Below are 17,072 nucleotides of genomic sequence, written 5' to 3' on the forward strand. Positions count from 1 at the left end.
ACCCCAACCCCTCTCCCGGCGGGAGAGGGGCTCGGTTCTTCCTTCTCCTGTCGGGACCATGGCCCCCTTTGCGGGGGAAGGTGCCCCGCAGGGGCGGATGAGGGGGCGGGCGAAGCCTCGCAATGACCGATCGGCGAGGCGCTGCGCGCCCCGTACCCTCACCCCAACCCCTCTCCCGGCGGGAGAGGGGCTCGGTTCTTCCTTCTTCCGCCGGGACCATGGCCCTCTTTGCGGAGGAAGGTGCCCCGCATGGGCTGATAAGGCCAAACCGCTCGACCACCTCCCGCGCCGCTGTGCCGCGCGATGAGATGTGCGATGGCTCGCATCGAGACCTGTCGCGTCGCGGACCCTCCGTGATGCCGTGGCTGAGCACCGGCACTCTGATGCCGTCGGAGTCGACGGAAGCTAGCGCGGTAAATCGGGCAATGTGCTGATCGCCAGGCGCCAGGGTGGCGTCCCGTGTCCGAGTTGCCGCGCCAGTTGCACGCACGCCGGATCGTAAGCCGCCGCAAGCACCAGCAGCGGTACCGCGTCCTCGGCCGCGTACGGTGCACCGATCACGTGGCCGGCTTCGCCGTTGTCCGAGCGCGCCTTGTCGAACGGCACCTGGCTGCCCACGAACTCCGCGTGGCTGCGATCGCCGCGCAGATACGGCAGCAGCCAGTCGACGCTGCGCGCCAGCGATGCGCCGTTCGGTGCGCGCCAGTGGTACAGATCCTCGCCGCGTTCGGAGAACAGCAGTGCCAGCGTCACCAGCGGACGCAGGTCGTAGACGTGGTAGGACAGCGCATCGCGCTCGACGAAGTCGATGCTGCGGCCGTCGGGCAACAGGTTGTCGGCGATCTGCTGACGAAAGCCGGTGCGGGCGTAGTCCAGCAAGCGCTGATCGTCGAGCGCGGCGCCGATCATGCCCACGGTCTTCAGCCGGTGGCTGTGCCAGTTGTTGGTGGCGGTCTTGCGCTTGAGGTCGCGCGAGCCGATTTCGGCATCGGCGATCTTTCGCATCCATGCATCGATGGCGCGGCGTTGCGCGTCCGGCAGCGCCGGGCGGACGATGCGGTAGGCGAAGATCGCCGGTTCCAGCCCGGTCTCGTCGATCGGGTTGCCGTTGGGCACATTGCGCGCGGCCCATTGCGCGAGCTGGTCGCCGGCGGCCAGTGCGTCGCCGCGCTCGCCGTCCAGGGCGTAGCGCAGCGCCAGCGCCTGGATGCGCGGCATGTCGCCCAGGCTGGTTTCGGTCGCCGCCTTCACTGGATCGCCGCGCAGGCGGCCGCCGGTGCTCAGCGTCTCGAGCGGATGTGCCCCCTGCGCGCGTGCCGCATCGGCCAGTCGGGCCTGCGCCGCCTCGACCTGCCGCCAGGCCGGATCGGTGGCAGCCGACGCGTGCAACTGCTGCCATTGCTCCGCGGTCGGCCACAGCCGCTGCACCGCGGCGGCGGGCGTGCTGTGGGTCAGCACGAGTCCGGCAAGCACCACGCCGAGAACGGCGTGCGATGAGCGAAGCATGGCGATCTCCGGAAGCGCTGGCGAGGGTGTCGGGCGACTGTAGGCGCGATGCGGTGAACGCCGGATGGCCCGAGTCCGGGAGCACGGTCGGCCGCATGCGCTCGCCGATGCGCGGATGGCGACGAGTCGTATCGGCGCCAGCGCGGCGTCACGCGCGCGCGGCTGGCAATGCCTGACAACGCGCTAACCTCCCATCTTCCGCCGGTAAGGGCGCTTCGCGCTGCGTACCCTCACCCCAACCCCCTCTCCCGACGGGAGAGGCGCTTTGGCATTCCCTTCTCCTCTCGGGACCACGGCCTGCTTTTCGGGGGAAAAGTTCCGAGGGGGACGAGCGGCCGAGCGATGTCGTGCCCAACCGGCCGCAACCACGCTCCGACTGTCCTATCGCGTCCGATCCAGCAGCCACAGTTCGACGCGCTCGTTGCGCGCCTTGGCTAAGGCGTCTTCACCGCCGATCAGCGGATGCAGTGCGCCGAGACCGCGGACCCGTTCCACGGCGACACCGCGTTGCACCAGGTAAGCGGCGACGACGTCGGCGCGGTCGTTGCTGGCGATGGTCGGGTACAGCCGGTTGGCGCTGTCCGGCGTGGCGAAGCCGATCACCGCCAGGGCGCGGCCGTGCATCGCCGGCTGTTGCATGAAGGCGACCAATCGGTCGAGATCCTGGGCGCTGCGCGCTTCGTACATGCCATTGAGCGACTGCAGGCTGAAACGCAGCGTGGTGGTCAGACGTCGGGCGCCGGTGCTGGCCTGCGCATAGCTAGCATCCGCGCGGGCAGCGGTGGTACCGCTCTGCGGCGTGGCCGGATTGACGTCGATCGCCATGGAAATCGGGCCAAGCCGGCGCACCAGCTGTTGCGCCTGCGGGCCGAGGGCGTACAGGGCCAGGCTGCGGCCGAGCGCCGACATCATCTGGCCGCCGTACAGGCTATAGCGCTGGACCAAGGGATAGTCCTCGCCGCGCACGGCTGCTGCCGTCGGGAGCACCGCGATACCGCCGTCGGCGATGGCCAGCGCACGTGTGCCGGCCGGCACCGGCGTGGTCAGCCCGACGATCGCCAGTGCGTCGGGATGGCCGACGACGGCGCGTGCCGCCTCGGCCAGGTCGGCATGTAGGACGGTCCCCGGCATGCGCACCGCCGGCAGCCCCAGGCGTTCGCGCAGGAAGTCGTCGAGACCGCCGGGGATGGCACTGCGGTGCAGCGCGATCGGCAGGTCCGCGCCGCCGAGTTGCGACCAGCGCGTGGTCCGGCCGCTCAGGATGTCGCGCAGCTGCGCGACGCTCAACGTGGCGATGGGGTTGTCGGCGGCGACCAGCACCCGCGCGCCATCCAGGGCGACGACGAACTGTTGGTCCGGCGAGCCCAGGTCGCCGAGCTGCCAGGCGGCCTCGCGTTCGCGCGCATCGGGCTGACGCGCCAGCATCGCCAGCTCGGCGTCGCCATGCACCAGGTCGGCGATGCCGGCGGCCGAGCCGTTGCCGGCGATCTCGACCACCAGCGGCGCATCGTCGCGCACCGCGGCGATCTCCAGCGTCGTCGCATCGACGCGACGACGTTGCAGTTGCCGGTAGCCCATGCTCTGCAGCCAGGCTTCCACCAGCGCCGGCATCAGCCGCGCGCCGAGGCTGTTGGAGCCGTGTACGCGCAAGCGCTCGGCTGGTTGCGCGGACGCGGACGGCAGCGCACACAGCGCTGCTGCGCCGAGCAGCAGCAGGCGCAGGGTGAAACGCAACATGGGATCCCCCCTGGGATCTGGACAGGCGCGGCAGTGTTGGCGATCGGCGTGACATCGCAGTGACTGTGCGCATGGTCACGCACGACAACGCGGCGTCGCGGCGTGTCCTGTCAGCGGTCCGCGCGCGACGCGATCGCGCGCGTCGAAAACCTCAGGCCGATCCGAGCCGGCGTGCGGCGGCCTGCGCCCAGCGTGCGGCGATCGCCGGCGAGGTGATGCACACGGCGCTGTCGGTGACCGTGGTGACCGCGCGTTCCAGCAGTTGGATGTCGGCCTCGTGCTGGCGCGCGACGTGCGGATCCTCGAAGAAGATCGCGCGGTGGCAGCGCCGTTCCAGCACGCGATCGGCGATCTGCGCGTCGCCGCCCATCGGGCCGCTCTGATAGCGGTGCACCCACGCCTGGCCCTGCGGCCAGCCGCGACTCCAGGCCAGTTCGTTGAGCCGCTGCCCGGTGGTGCCGGTGGCCACGCGCTCGGCGAAGCGCGACAGCAGATCGAAATGTTCGCTGGCGAAGGCCAGCATCTGCGGTTTCATCGCATCGTGCGCGATCAGCGCCAGGGTCTGCCGCTGCAGCGCGTACAGGTCGTCGGCGCCGGCGTCGGCGGCCAGCCCGGCGTGGACGCGCTCCATCTCCACCCAATCGCGGGCGCTGGCCACGGTGGAAATGAACGGCTTGCCGTGGATCACGCACTGGCGCTTGAGCGCGATCGCCTCGGGGAAGATCGAGGACGGGTCGACCGGATCGATCAGGTAGATGGCGCCGTCGAGGGTCCGCTCGGCGCCTTCCAGGCCCACCACCTCGGCCACCAGCTTCATCAGTCCGCCCTCGCGGCCGAACGGGTAGCGCTTGAGGCCGGCATGGCCGGCCAGCAGACCGGCCCGGATGATCGCCTCGTGGGTGCGGCCGACCGCGTGCAGGCCGAGCTGCAACTCGCGGATGCCGGCCTCGCTGGCGCGCAGCCAGCGGAACAGCGCGGCATCCTTGCCCTGGTGGTGCAGTCGGTTGGCGGCCAGGCCCAGGCGCATGCGTCGATCCCTGCGGAAGAGGTGCGACAGTCTGCGCCCGATCGCGGTGTCGACTCAATCGCCGCGCGATCGCCGGGCCGCTGCTGCGCATGCCGGCCCTGGCGCTGTCACTGCGTGACCTGCTGCGCGCGCACCGCCAGCACGTCCATCTGCGGCTTGTCGGCGCCGCTCTTGTCCGGCTGCAGGTTGAACGCATAGTCGCTGCGCCACCACGCGCCGCCGGCCCAGGCGGTCCAGCCCAGCCAGACGTCGCCGTTGTCGTGGACGTAGCCGAGCATGGTGTCGAGCGCGGCCAGGCAGGTGGGATCGCTGCTGCCGCCGAACTCGCCGAGGAAGCCGCGATAGCCATTGGCGCGCAGCCATTGGGTGAACCCTTGCAGGCGTTCCGCACCGATGCTGGTGCTGACGCAGGCGGCGCTGGTGCCGGAGGAGTCGGGATCCAGGTACTGATGCACTTCGAACGCCAGGTTGCCGGCGGGGTCGTGGACCGTCAGCAAGCCCTGCGCGTTGGACACGCCGTACCAGGTGCTGTTCCAGCTGTGCGCGCCGCTGAAGGCGGTGCCGGGCACCAGGATCAGGTTGTCGGCGCCGGTGCCACGGATCGCATCGATCGACGCCTGCGCGATGGCCGCCCAATCGCCGGAGGCGAGGCCATTGGGCTCGTTCATCAGCCCGAATGCCACACTGGCATCGTTGCCGAACACCAGCGCCAGGCGCCGCCACAGATCGGCCAGCGCCGCCGCCGGCACCGCGTCGCCGCCGATGCGCACGCCGTCGTACTTGGCGTAGTTGTGCACGTCGAGGATCAGTTGCAGGTTGTAGCGCCTGGCGCGTTCGACCGCGGTGCGCAGCGCGTCGAGTTGCGCGGTGTCGAGCGGGCCGTTGGCTTGGGGCTGCAGTCGCTCCCACAGGAACGGCAGGCGCACGATGTTCATGCCCTGCGCCGCGGTGTACGCGTAGTCGGCGTCGGTGGGATACACATAGTCCTTGAACAGCACGCCGGGCTTCTTCGCCGAGTTGAACTCGGCACCGGCCAGGTTGATGCCGGCATAGCGCAGCGTCTGCTGCGCGTGGGCGAACGGCGCGCAGGCGGCCAGGAGCAGGCACAGCGCGGCACGCTGCCGCCATTGCGGGGAGCGGAAAAAACGGGAACTGCGTGGCATGACGGATCCTTCGTGGGGAAAGAGCGGCAGGCGCCGCCGCGATGCGGCGTGCGCGGCCGTGCACCACGCTGCAACCGCCATGCCAGAGCGATCGAGGTCATCGGAAATATGCGACGCATTGCACGTCGCACGCCATGCGGGCACCTCGAATCACCTGCTTGCGTACAACCCGGCGGATGCACGTTGCTCTGTAGGAGAGGCTTAAATCCGCAACGGCGCGTGCCCAGGCAAAAGCCCGCTGCCGCTGAGCCCGTGAAAGGGCGCGCGCCGTCCCTCGCAGACCATGTCACGACGTGACTTGGAGGTGCCTAGTTGTCGGCGTGCGCCACGGCGTTGTCACGCATGGCGCCGCGCTCAGCGCGTGATGCGCTGCGCCCAGGGCGCGAGGATCGCCATCTGCGGACGGTCGTGGCCGTCGGCGTCGGGTTGCACATTGAACGGATAGTCGGCGCGCCACCAGGCGCCGCCGGCCCAATAGCTCCAGCCCAGCCACAGCGTCGGGTGCTGCGCGATGTCGGCCAGCATGCCGTCCAGCGCGCGCCGGCAGGTGGGATTGTCGGCGGCAGCGAATTCGCCGAGGAAGCCGAGATGGCCGGTCTGCTGCAGCCAGTCGGTAAAGGCGCGCAGGCGTTGGACGCCGATGTCGTCGCTCACGCAGACCGGGCTGGTGCCGCTGGAATCGGCGTCCAGGTACTGGTGCACTTCGATCGCCACGCGCTGCAGCGGGTCGTGCAGCGTGGCCAGCGCGCTGGCGTTCGAGGAGCCGTCCACCGGCGTGTACCAGCTGTGTGCGCCGGTCCACAGTGCGCCCGGCACCAGGATCAGGTTGCTGGCGCCGGTGGCGCGGATCGCATCGACCGCGGCCTGCGCGGCGGTGGCCCACGCGGCCGGGGTGATGCCGTGCGGCTCGTTCATCAGCCCGAACACCACCGCATTGTCGCTGCCGTAGGCGCGTGCCAGACGCTGCCACAGGTCGACGAAGGCGGCGACCGGCAGGCCGCTGCTGCCGATGAGGCGGCCGTCGTGGCGCGCGTAGTTGTGGATGTCCACGATCACGTACATGCCCTGCGCCTTGGCCTGCTGCACGGCGTCGTCGATCAGCGCCAGTTGTGCGGCGTCGAGCGGGCCGCGCGGTTGCGGCTGCAGGCGTTCCCAGCGCACCGGCAGGCGCAGCAGGTTCATGCCCTTGCCGGCGAAGTAGGTGTAGTCGCTGCTGCGCGGATAGGTGTAGTCGACTCCGACGATGCCGGGAATCTTCGACGGCGCGATCTCGGCACCGGACAGGTTGACGCCGGCGAAGCGCAGCGCCTCCTGTGCCTGCAGCGACGACAGCGGAACGGATAGGCACAGCAGCAGCGCGGCACGCCAGGCGTGCCGCGACCGCCGCCGCAAGGTGCGCGCGATCATGGTGAGTCTCCTTCGGCATCAGAGGGGGAACCCGGCCGAGGAGATGCCAGGCCGGGCTGATGACTAAGGTGTGCGGACACCGTAGTGCATTGCCGAGGATGCGGCGATGCGCTGCGTGCGCGCATGCATGGATCTGTGCGGCGATTGGCAGCGCGAACCGGTACTGGATCGCGCTGCATGTGCTATGCCAGGCGTGCGCGTCGCACACGTTGCATGGCGTGTTGCCGCGTTGCCGACACGCGGCGCCGGCAGCGACGGCTCATTTCTTGCCGGTGATCTCGCGCGCGTACTTGGACAGGATCTCCATCTGCGGCTTCTCGCTGCCGTCCTTGCCGGGCTGCACGTTGAACGGATAGTCGGGCTTCCACCACGCACCTGCGGCCCACCAGGTCCAACCGAGAATCACGTCGTCGTTCTTCTGCATGTAGCTGAGCATGTTCTCCAGCGCCTGATTGCAGGTGGGCGTATTCGCGGTGGCGAACTCGCCGATGAAGCCGACCTTCTTGTTCTCGCGCAACCAGCTGACGAAGCCGGCCAGCTTCTCGGCGCCGGCGGTGGCGCTGACGCACTCGCCCTTGGTGCCGCTGTTGTCGCGGTCCAGGTACTGGTGCGCTTCGAACGCCATGCGGTTGCGCGGATCCTTCAGCGGCTGCAGGGCAACCGCGTTCGGCGTGCCGTAGGCGGTGCTGCGCCAGCTGTGCGCGCCGGTGTAGGCGGTGCCCGGCACCAGGATCAGGTTGTTGGCGCCGGCCTTGCGGATGGCGTCGATCGCCGCCTGCGCCGCGCTGGCCCAGTCGGTCGAGGAGACCGCGTTGGGCTCGTTCATCAGCCCGAAGATGACGTGGTCGTCGCCCTTGAACTCCTTGGCCAGGCGCCGCCACAGGTCGGCGAACACGTCGTCCGGGGCGCCCTCGCTGCCGACCAGCGCGCCGTTGTACTTGGCGTAGTTGTGCGGGTCCAGGATCAGGTACAGGTGGTTGGCCTTGGCCTGCTCCACCGCCTTCTTCAACAGCGCCATTTGCGCCGGGTCGAACTCGCCCTTGGCGGTGGGCTGCAGGCGCTCCCACAGGAACGGCAGGCGGATGGTATTCATGCCCTTGCTGGCGAAGTAGCTGTAGTCGCCGGCGGTCGGGTAGGTGTAGTCCTTGTACAGCACACCGGGCTTCTTGCCGGAGTTGAACTCGGCGCCGGACAGGTTGACGCCGGCGTACTTGAGCACGCTGCGGCCTTCGGCGGCGGCGTTGCAGGCGACGGTGGCGAGCAGCAGTGCCAGCGGCAGGGAACGCCAGCGCGGGGAACACGACGAGGAAAGCGACATGGGGGAGCTTCCTGGAGTGAAGGGGGAGCGCCGCCCGCTCGGGGGAGTGCGGGACGGCAGGCGCAAGCGTGCAAGGATCGCGCCCGTGATCGCCAGCCTGCACGCACCCGTGTTAGCCCGGCATTCACCTGGCGCGGACACGCTGCGCGCGGACGTCGGCGGCGTCACATCAGGTGCGTGGTGCACCCGTCGGCAGCGGCGTGATCGAGGTCGCGGCCATGCGTCCATCGCCGGCGCGCCAGGTTGGGCGCGTGGCGAAGGACGAGCGGTGGAGAAGGTATTCGCTAGAGGCCGGCGACGCTACATGCGCCGCGGCGGTGGTGGCGTTGGTAAAGGCGATCGCTGCCGGCGGCGGTGGTGCCGAGGCGGTAGCGTTCGACGAGGTCCATGCCGAGGCCAGCGCTGGCGCTGGCGACGTGGCTGGAGGCCGGCCGCTCCAGGCGACCTCGACTTTCGGCGAATGCGGAGCGCAGCGGTTCGCGATGCGGTCGAAGGTCGCATCGCCCAGTCGAGCAAGTATTGCCGTCGTCGTCGCCGAACTAACCGAACGCTGCAGCAGCCTCGCAGCGTCGCTCAGGCCGCAGCCTGGGTCGTCACCGGCAGGCGGTTGCCGATCCATTCGGCGATGCTGGCTGCCGCGTCGCGGCCTTCGGCCACCGCAGTCACCACCAGGTCGGCGCCGCGCACGGCGTCGCCGCCGGCGAACAGTTTCGGGTTGGTGGTCTGGTACGGCAGGCGGCCGCTGCCGTCGGGCTCGCTGCCGCCGGCGAGGATGCGGCCGTTGGCGGTGCCTTCCACGCCCTGCGCCGCCAGCCAGTCCGGCACGCTCGGCGAGAAGCCGAAGGCGATGATGACCACGTCCGCGTCCAGCAGCGATTCGCTGCCTTCCACCGGCACCGCGGCCTGGCGCCCGCGCGCATCCGGCTCGCCCAGACGGGTCTGCACCACGCGCACGCCGGCCAGGTTGCCGGCGGCATCGGCTTCCACCGCAAGCGGCTGGCGGTTGAACAGGAAGCGCACACCTTCCTCGCGCGCATTGGCCACCTCGCGCGCCGAGCCGGGCATGTTGGCCTCGTCGCGGCGGTAGGCGCAGGTGACCTTGGCCGCGCCCAGGCGGATCGCGCTGCGCACGCAGTCCATGCCGGTATCGCCGCCGCCGAGCACCACCACGCGCTTGCCGCTCAGGTCGGGCAGCGCGATCTTGTCTTCCCAGCCGGCGATCGGCCGGCCCCAGGGGTCGTTGCCGCCGACGATGCGGCTGTTCTGCACCAGGAACGGCAGCGCCGGCAGCACGCCGGGCAGGTCCTGGCCGGGCAGGCCGCCGTCGGTGTAGCGGTAGGCGCCGGTGCCCAGGAACACCGCGTCGTACTCCTCGAGCAACTGCTCCAGGCTCACGTCGCGGCCGATCTCCACGCCCAGGCGGAACTGCACGCCCATGCCTTCGAGCACTTCGCGGCGCTTGCCGATCACGCTCTTGTCCAGCTTGAAGCTGGGGATGCCGAACTGCAGCAGCCCGCCGATCTGCTCGTAGCGGTCGTACACCACCGCCTGGATGCCGGCGCGTGCCAGGCGGTCGGCGCAGCTCAGCCCGGCCGGGCCGGCGCCGATCACCGCCACGCGCTTGCCGGTGGGTTCCACCTGGCTAAGGTCCGGGCGCCAGCCGTTGTTGAGCGCGGTATCGACGATGTACTTCTCCACCGCGCCGATGGTGACCGCGCCGAATTCCTCCAGCGTGCAGCTGCCTTCGCACAGGCGGTCCTGCGGGCACACCCGGCCGCACACCTCCGGCAGCGGATTGGTGCTGTGGCACAGCGCGGCGGCCTCTTCGATACGGTTTTCCTGCACCAGCTGCAGCCACTGCGGGATGGCGTTGTGCACCGGGCACTTCCAGCTGCAGTACGGGTTGCCGCAATCCAGGCAGCGCCCGGCCTGGTACTGCGCGTCGGCCTTGTCGAACTTGCCGTACAGCTCGTTCCAGTCGCCGGAGGTGCGCAGTTCCACCGGAATGCGTTGCGGCATCTGCCGCGGCAGGTCGAGGAACTGGAAGGCGTGCTTGCGGCTCATAGGGCTGGGAATCGCGAATGGGGAATGGGGAATCGGAAAAGCGGGTCTGCGTGAGCGGAAGGGGAGCTGGCGAGCCGGGCTTTTACCATTCCCGATTCTCCATTCCCGATTCCCGGCGTGCCGCCATCAAGCGGCGCGCCTCAGCGACTCGGTCAACGACTCGATGCTCGCCGCCTTCGGTTTGACCAGCCAGAACTTGCCGACGTAGTCGCGGAATTCGTCGAGGATCTGCTGCGCCCAGATGCTGCCGGTCAGTTCGCGGTGGCGGCTGATCAGCTTGTGCAGGTGCTGGCGGTGGCTCTCGAAGCCTTCGGCGGAGATGCGGTGGATGTCGATCAGTTCGTGGTTGTAGCGGTCGACGAAGTCGCGGTCCACGTCGAGCACGTAGGCCAGGCCGCCGGTGAAGCCGGCGCCGAAGTTCAGGCCGACCTTGCCCAGCACCAGCACGATGCCGTCGGTCATGTACTCGCAGCAGTGGTCGCCGGCGCCCTCGATCACCGCCAGCGCGCCGGAGTTGCGCACGGCGAAGCGCTCGCCGGCGCGGCCGGCGGCGTACAGTTCGCCACCGGTGGCGCCGTACAGGCAGGTGTTGCCGATGATCGCGGTGCTGCGCGCCTCGAAACGCGCGCCGCGCGGCGGACGCACCACCAGGCGGCCGCCGGCCATGCCCTTGCCGACGTAGTCGTTCGCCTCGCCTTCCAGTTCCAGGTGCAGGCCGCCGGCGTTGAACGCGCCGAAGCTCTGCCCGGCCGAGCCGCGGAAGCGCAGGGTCAGCGGCGCATCGTCCATGCCATGGTTGCCGTGGACGCGGGCGATGGCGCCGGACAGGCGCGCGCCGATCGAACGGTCGGTGTTGTGGATCAGGAAGCGATGGTCGCCGCCGCGCTTGTGCGCAATGGCGTCGGCGAGCAGGCCGTCCATCTGCGTGGCCAGGCTGTCCGGCGATTCGTACAGGCGCTGCGCGGCGCAGTGGCCGCCATCGTGGCGCACGTCCTTGAGCAGCCGCGACAGGTCCACGCGCACGCCTTCGCGCGGGCAGATGTCCAGTTGCTGCAGCAGTTCGGTGCGGCCGACGATCTCGTCCAGCGAGCGCACGCCCAGGTACGACAGCCACTGCCGCACTTCCTCGGCCAGCAGCCGGAAGAAGTTCTCCACGCGCTCCGGCAGGCCGACGAAGTGGTTGGCGCGCAGGCGCTCGTCCTGGGTGGCCACGCCGGTGGCGCAGTTGTTGAGGTGGCAGATGCGCAGGTACTTGCAGCCGAGCACGATCATCGGCCCGGTGCCGAAGCCGAAGCTGTCCGCACCCAGGATCGCGGCCTTGACCACGTCCAGGCCGGTCTTCAGGCCGCCGTCGGTCTGCAGGATGGTGCGCGTGCGCAGGTCGTTGGCGACCAGCGCCTGGTGCGACTCGGCCACGCCCAGTTCCCACGGCACGCCGGCGTAGCGGATCGAGCTGACCGGGCTGGCGCCGGTGCCGCCGTCGTGGCCGGACACGGTGATCAGGTCGGCGCCGGCCTTGACCACGCCGGCGGCGATGGTGCCCACGCCGGCATGGCTGACCAGCTTCACCGACACCAGCGCGCCGGGATTGACCTGCTTGAGGTCGTAGATCAGCTGCGCCAGGTCTTCGATCGAGTAGATGTCGTGGTGCGGCGGCGGCGAGATCAGGCCGATGCCCGGCTTGGCGTAGCGCAGCCGCGCGATCAGTTCGTTGACCTTGTGCCCGGGCAGCTGGCCGCCTTCGCCGGGCTTGGCGCCCTGCGCGACCTTGATCTGGAGCACCTCGGCGTTGACCAGGTACTCGGGGGTGACGCCGAAGCGCCCGGAGGCCACCTGTTTGATCTTGGAGCGCTTCTCGGTGCCGTAGCGCGCCGGGTCTTCGCCGCCTTCGCCGGAATTGCTGCGCCCGCCGAGGCGGTTCATCGCGATCGCCAGCGCCTCGTGCGCCTCCGGCGACAGCGCGCCGAGGCTGATCGCGGCGGTGTCGAAGCGACGCAGCAGGTCCTCGGCCGGGGCGACCTCGTCCAGCGGCGTCGGCGTGGCCGCGCGCTTGAGCTGCAGCAGGTCGCGCAGGGCCGAGGCCGGGCGCCCGTGCACCGCGGCGGCGTAGGCGTCCCAGTCGGCCTGCAGGCCGCTGCGGGTGGCGCGCTGCAGGGTCAGCACCACGTCCGGGTTGTACATGTGGTACTCGCCGCCGTGCACGTACTTGAGCAGGCCGCCCACTTCCGGCTTGAGCAGGTCGTTCCAGGCGCGCGCGGTGAGCTGGCGCGCCTCGGTGTCCAGCCGCGCCAGGCCGACGCCGCCGATGCGCGCGGCGGTGTCCGGGAAGCACAGCGCCACCACGTCCGGATCCAGCCCGACGATCTCGAACAGCTGCGCGCCGCGGTAGCTGGCGATGGTGCAGATGCCCATCTTGGAGATGATCTTGGACAGGCCCTTGTAGATGCCCTTGCGGTACTTGCGTCCGATCTGGGTCTGCTCGCCGCCGCTCTTGAGCAGCAGGATGCCGCGCCGGCCCAGGTCGAACAGGGTCTGGTAGGCCAGGTACGGATACACCGCGGTGGCGCCGAAGCCGAGCAGGCAGGCCATGTGGTGCGGATCGCGCGCGGTGCCGGTCTCGATGATCAGGTTGACGTCGCAGCGCAGGCCCACCCGCGAGAGGTGGTGGTGCACCGCGCCGGTGGCCAGCAGCGCATGCGCCATCGGCCGCTCCGGCACCGGGTAGCGGTCGGTCAGCAGCAGCATGACCTTGCCGTCGCGCGCGGCCTGTTCGGCCTCGGCGCAGATGCGCTTGAGCCCGGCTTCCAGGCCTTCCTCGACGCTGTAGGACAGGTCGATCTGCGCATTGCGGGTCAAGTACTGCGGCATCTTCAGCAACTGCCGCAGCTTGCGCTGGCTGAGCACCGGCGAGTTGAGGATGACGTGGTTCACCGTCTCCGGGCCGGCATGGAAGATGTTGGTCTCCTTGCCGAGCTGAGTGGTCAGCGACATCACGCAGTCTTCCCGCAGCGGGTCGATCGGCGGGTTGGTGACCTGCGCGAAAGCCTGGCGGAAGTAGTCGTACAGCGGCCGGGTGTGGCGGCTGAGCACCGCCATCGGCGTGTCGTCGCCCATCGAGCCGGTGGCTTCCTGCTCGGTCTCGGCCAGCGGCCGCAGCACCTGCTCCACTTCCTCGGTGCTGAGCTGGAACAGCTTGTGGTAGCTGCGCAGGGTGCGCTCGTCGAACGGCTCCTCGACCAGCGAGGGGTCGATCAGTTCGGTCTGCAGGTAGGTCACGCCCTGCTGCAGCCATTGCTTGTACGGGGCGCGGCCGCGGTTGATGCGGTCGATGGCGTCCGAATCGAGCAGGTCGCCGCGCTTGAGGTCGATGGCCATCATCTCGCCGGGGCCGAGCTTGCCCTTGCGGGTGATGCGTTCGGCCGGCAGTTCCCACACGCCGGCTTCGGAGGCCACCAGGAAATGCCGGTCGGAGGTCAGCATCCAGCGCGCCGGGCGCAGGCCGTTGCGGTCGAGCATGCATGCGGCGTAGCGGCCGTCGCAGGCGACGATGCCGGCCGGGCCGTCCCACGGCTCGGTGTTGAGGCCGTAGAACTCGTAGAACGCGGCCAGGTCGGCGTCCTTGAACTCCAGCGACTGGGTGGCCGGCGGCACCAGGATGCGCAGCGCCTGCAGCAGGTCCATGCCGCCGGCGACCAGCAGCTCGAGCATGTTGTCCAGGCTCTGCGAATCGGAGCCATGCATCGAGATCACCGGGTCCAGCTCGGCGATGTCGAAACGCGGGGTCTTCCACACCTTGCTGCGCGCCTGCGCCCAGTGCCGGTTGCCCTCGATGGTGTTGATCTCGCCGTTGTGGGCGAGCAGGCGGAACGGATGCGCCAGCGGCCAGCGCGGCAGCGTGTTGGTGGAGAAGCGCTGGTGGAACACGATGGCGCTGGAGGCCAGGTCGTTGCGCTGCAGGTCCGGGTAGAAGGTGCTGAGCTTGTCCGGCAGCACCATGCCCTTGTAGCTGATGCCGTTGGGCGAGAGCGTGGTGACGTAGAAATCGGCGACCTCGCGCAGGCGCTGCTCGGCGCGGCGGCGCGCCAGGAACAGGGCCAGGGCGAATGCGTCTTCACTCTGATCGGCGCCGGCGTCGACGAACACCTGCTCGATGCGCGGCAGGGTGTCCTTGGCCAGTTGCCCGCACACCGCATCGTCGGTGGGGGTGAGGCGCCAGCCGCATGGCTGCACGTGGACGCGGCGCAGTTCTTCCTCCAGCACCTGGCGGCAGCGCGCGGCGGCGTCGGCATCGTCGCGCGGCAGGAACACGTTGCCGGCAGCGAAGCGCGCGCCGACCGCGATGCCGGCCTCGCGCGCGAGCGCGCGCAGGAACGGCTCGGGTTTGCGGATCAGCAGGCCGCAGCCGTCGCCGGTGAGGCCGTCGGCGGCGACACCGCCGCGGTGGGTCATGCGCGACAGGGCGGCGATGGCGGTATCCACCAGCGCCCGCGAAGGTTGGTCGTCGAGTTGCGCGACCATGCCGAAACCACAGGCATCGCGCTCGTCTTGGGGGTCGTAGAGCCCGTGGCGGTTGCGGGGGGCCATGTCTGCCTCTGAAAGCGATCCGAAGGAACGCGGCGACACTCGCCCCCGCTCTGTCCTGGAGCGCTTCTTGAGGTCACCGGAATCCCGACTAAAACATAGTTGGTGCGGTGCCGCAATACACCGTTACACCTGCAACTTCAGCGCTGGCGGCGGCGCTGTCGCCGCCGCCGCGCCAGGCGTCCTGGCGGCGCCCCAGCACCTGCCGTTGTGCGTCCCGGGACTGCGTCATTGCCCGGTCATGGACAGACGTCCACTCCCTCGCGCTTCCTTGCCCCGGGCACGCCCAAGGGCGGCGCGACCTGCCCGGGAATGGGGACAGGCCCTAGCCGCAGCGCACGCCGGTGATCTGGTTCTTCTCGTCGACCTCGATGTTGAGCCGTTCGCCGTTGAACTCCATGGTCACCGCCTGGTTCGGCTTGAGCACGCGCGCGGTCTTGGCGCCGGCATCGCTGCGCGCCTGGTCCAGCAGCGTCGGCGCGAAGGTCTGGCCGACCAGGCCCTGCGCCTGCGAGGCATCGCAGGTGCCCACCGGAGGGGCGTCCGGTGCGTTGGCCGGGTCCGGCGCGGCGGCCTGCTGCGCGGCGGCCTGGGCCTTGGCGCCCACCTGTTCCTGCTCGTCCGGCGGCGGCGCGCCGCAGGCGGCCAGGGCCAGCGCCAGGCAGGCCGTGCCGAGCAGGCCGGCACGCGTGGACGCACGGGAGGAAAGGAGGTTGCTCATCGGGGCTCCTATGGCTGGAGGGAAGAGGGGTGAAGCATAGAGCGTGTGATGCGCTTTGCGTCGCCGTCGTCTCGCCGGGCGACGGCAGGCGCCGGCGCAGCGCAGGTTCCGGTGGCGACAGGATCGGATACCGCGCGTTCGCCAGGCGTTAACCGGCACGCTGACACGCCTGGCGGGAATGGCTTGAGCCGCGACGCGTGACGTCCGATGCGAGCTGACCGCGTCAGGCGTCGGGACTGAAGTCCCTCCCACACGGACTGCAGCACTTCCGCAGCGGTGGACCGACATGCCGCAGGCGGCAATCGCTCACGCGGCCTAGCCGCGGCACTGCCGACAATCGATGCTCGTGGAACCGGCGGCGCGGGCCGCGGTTCCGGCTTCCGGAGGTCCGATGTCCAACGCGTCCCGTTCCACCGCCGCGGCCGAGGCGGCGCGTGCCCGCCAGTCCCGCCAGGCCGCCAGCAGCGCCGGCCTGGTCTATGTCAGCGATCAGGAGCCGGGCATCGTCCGCCGTCGCGCCGGCAAGGGCTTCGGTTACCGCCTGCCGGACGGCAGCGCGGTGCGCGATGCCGCCACCCTGCAGCGCATCCGCCAGCTGGCGATCCCGCCGGCCTACACCGAGGTGTGGATCTGCACGCGCGACAACGGCCACCTGCAGGCCACCGGCCGCGACGCGCGCCGGCGCAAGCAGTACCGCTACCACGCCGACTGGGCGCAGGTGCGCGGCGATGGCAAGTTCGAGCGCATCGTCGCTTTCGGCCAGGCCCTGCCGCGGCTGCGCCGGCGCCTGCGCCGCGACATGGCCCTGCCCGGCTACCCGCGCGACAAGGTGCTGGCGATGGTGGTGGCGCTGATGGCCGAGACCCTGGTGCGCGTGGGCAACGCCGAATACGCGCGCAGCAACCGCTCCTACGGCCTGACCACGCTGCGCAACCGCCACCTGGCGTTCGTGAAGGGCGGCCGTGCGCGGCTGCAGTTCCGCGGCAAGGGCGGCCAGGAGCACGACATCGAGGTCGACGACGTGCACCTGGTCAAGCTGATCCGTGGCTGCCAACAATTGCCGGGGCAGGCGCTGTTCCAGTACCGCGACGACGACGGCCAGCTGCAGCCGGTGGACTCCGGCGAGGTCAACGACTACCTGCGCGAGGCGATGGGCGAGAGCTTCACCGCCAAGGACTTCCGCACCTGGGGCGGCACCCGCGCCGCGCTGCAACGGCTGGCCGCGCTGCCGCTGCCCGACACCGGCGGCGAGCGCGCGCTGGCGCAGGCGCAGAACGCGGTGATCCGCGAGGTGGCCGAGGCGCTCGGCAATACCCCGGCGGTGTGCCGCAAGGCTTACATCGACCCGTGCGTGTTCGACGGTTGGCGCTGCGGCCGCCTGCACGGCCTGTGCGAGGGCGTGCGCGGCGAACGGCAGTGGGACCTGATCACGCTGAAGTACCTGGGGCGGGCACGCACCGCGGCACGCAAGGCGGCCAAGGCCGCCGGCCGCAGCTCGGCCAAGGCGCCGCCGCTGCGCAAGGGCGCGCGTGCTGCGCGCAAGGGCGC

At 70.2% G+C, this 17,072-nt stretch carries 10 protein-coding genes; 1 reads left to right on the top strand and 9 read right to left on the bottom strand.

Annotated features, from left to right (window positions below; all coding sequences use genetic code 11):
* Positions 1–405: 405 nt before the first annotated feature.
* From D588_RS0102110 to D588_RS0102150, 9 genes are all read right to left on the bottom strand, one after another.
* Positions 406–1,506 carry an alginate lyase family protein gene (locus tag D588_RS0102110; RefSeq protein ID WP_232764197.1) on the bottom strand — a complete coding sequence of 367 codons (1,101 nt, stop codon included), beginning with the start codon at positions 1,504–1,506 and terminating at the stop codon, positions 406–408.
* 381 nt (positions 1,507–1,887) lie between these two features.
* A complete protein-coding gene (locus D588_RS0102115) occupies positions 1,888–3,243 on the bottom strand; it encodes a substrate-binding domain-containing protein (RefSeq protein WP_017914798.1) in 1,356 nt (451 codons plus the stop codon).
* A 151-nt stretch (positions 3,244–3,394) separates the two neighbouring features.
* The gene (locus D588_RS0102120; protein ID WP_017913493.1) at positions 3,395–4,270 is read right to left on the bottom strand and encodes a methylglyoxal synthase; all 876 of its coding nucleotides are present in this window, start codon (positions 4,268–4,270) and stop codon (positions 3,395–3,397) included.
* Positions 4,271–4,377: 107 nt separating this feature from the next.
* The gene (locus D588_RS0102125; RefSeq protein WP_017914799.1) at positions 4,378–5,433 is read right to left on the bottom strand and encodes a glycoside hydrolase family 5 protein; all 1,056 of its coding nucleotides are present in this window, start codon (positions 5,431–5,433) and stop codon (positions 4,378–4,380) included.
* Positions 5,434–5,787: 354 nt separating this feature from the next.
* Entirely contained in the window at positions 5,788–6,840 is a 1,053-nt protein-coding gene (locus D588_RS0102130; RefSeq protein WP_017914800.1) for a glycoside hydrolase family 5 protein, read from the bottom strand.
* Positions 6,841–7,099: 259 nt separating this feature from the next.
* On the bottom strand, positions 7,100–8,158 hold the full coding sequence (locus D588_RS0102135) for a glycoside hydrolase family 5 protein (protein WP_017914801.1): 1,059 nt from the start codon (positions 8,156–8,158) through the stop codon (positions 7,100–7,102).
* A 573-nt stretch (positions 8,159–8,731) separates the two neighbouring features.
* Positions 8,732–10,222, bottom strand: coding sequence for an FAD-dependent oxidoreductase (locus D588_RS0102140; RefSeq protein ID WP_017914802.1), 1,491 nt, complete (start codon positions 10,220–10,222; stop codon positions 8,732–8,734).
* A 126-nt stretch (positions 10,223–10,348) separates the two neighbouring features.
* A complete protein-coding gene (gltB, locus tag D588_RS0102145) occupies positions 10,349–14,806 on the bottom strand; it encodes a glutamate synthase large subunit (RefSeq protein WP_026143277.1) in 4,458 nt (1,485 codons plus the stop codon).
* Between the two features lie 322 nt (positions 14,807–15,128).
* Entirely contained in the window at positions 15,129–15,524 is a 396-nt protein-coding gene (locus D588_RS0102150; protein ID WP_017913485.1) for an I78 family peptidase inhibitor, read from the bottom strand.
* Between the two features lie 391 nt (positions 15,525–15,915).
* Here D588_RS0102150 and D588_RS23795 point away from each other — a divergent pair.
* Positions 15,916–17,072: DNA topoisomerase IB (locus tag D588_RS23795; protein WP_017914804.1), on the top strand; the 1,157-nt coding region annotated here is incomplete at its 3' end.

Source organism: Xanthomonas sp. SHU 308 (assembly GCF_000364645.1).
Taxonomy (GTDB): Bacteria; Pseudomonadota; Gammaproteobacteria; order Xanthomonadales; family Xanthomonadaceae; genus Xanthomonas_A; species Xanthomonas_A sontii.

Coding starts and splice junctions, on each gene's coding strand:
- gltB (WP_026143277.1), bottom strand. CDS start 14,806: ATGGCCCCCCGCAACCGCCACGGGCTCTACGACCCCCAAGACGAGCGC.
- D588_RS0102110 (WP_232764197.1), bottom strand. CDS start 1,506: ATGCTTCGCTCATCGCACGCCGTTCTCGGCGTGGTGCTTGCCGGACTC.
- D588_RS0102130 (WP_017914800.1), bottom strand. CDS start 6,840: ATGATCGCGCGCACCTTGCGGCGGCGGTCGCGGCACGCCTGGCGTGCC.
- D588_RS0102150 (WP_017913485.1), bottom strand. CDS start 15,524: ATGAGCAACCTCCTTTCCTCCCGTGCGTCCACGCGTGCCGGCCTGCTC.
- D588_RS0102125 (WP_017914799.1), bottom strand. CDS start 5,433: ATGCCACGCAGTTCCCGTTTTTTCCGCTCCCCGCAATGGCGGCAGCGT.
- D588_RS0102120 (WP_017913493.1), bottom strand. CDS start 4,270: ATGCGCCTGGGCCTGGCCGCCAACCGACTGCACCACCAGGGCAAGGAT.
- D588_RS0102140 (WP_017914802.1), bottom strand. CDS start 10,222: ATGAGCCGCAAGCACGCCTTCCAGTTCCTCGACCTGCCGCGGCAGATG.
- D588_RS0102115 (WP_017914798.1), bottom strand. CDS start 3,243: ATGTTGCGTTTCACCCTGCGCCTGCTGCTGCTCGGCGCAGCAGCGCTG.
- D588_RS0102135 (WP_017914801.1), bottom strand. CDS start 8,158: ATGTCGCTTTCCTCGTCGTGTTCCCCGCGCTGGCGTTCCCTGCCGCTG.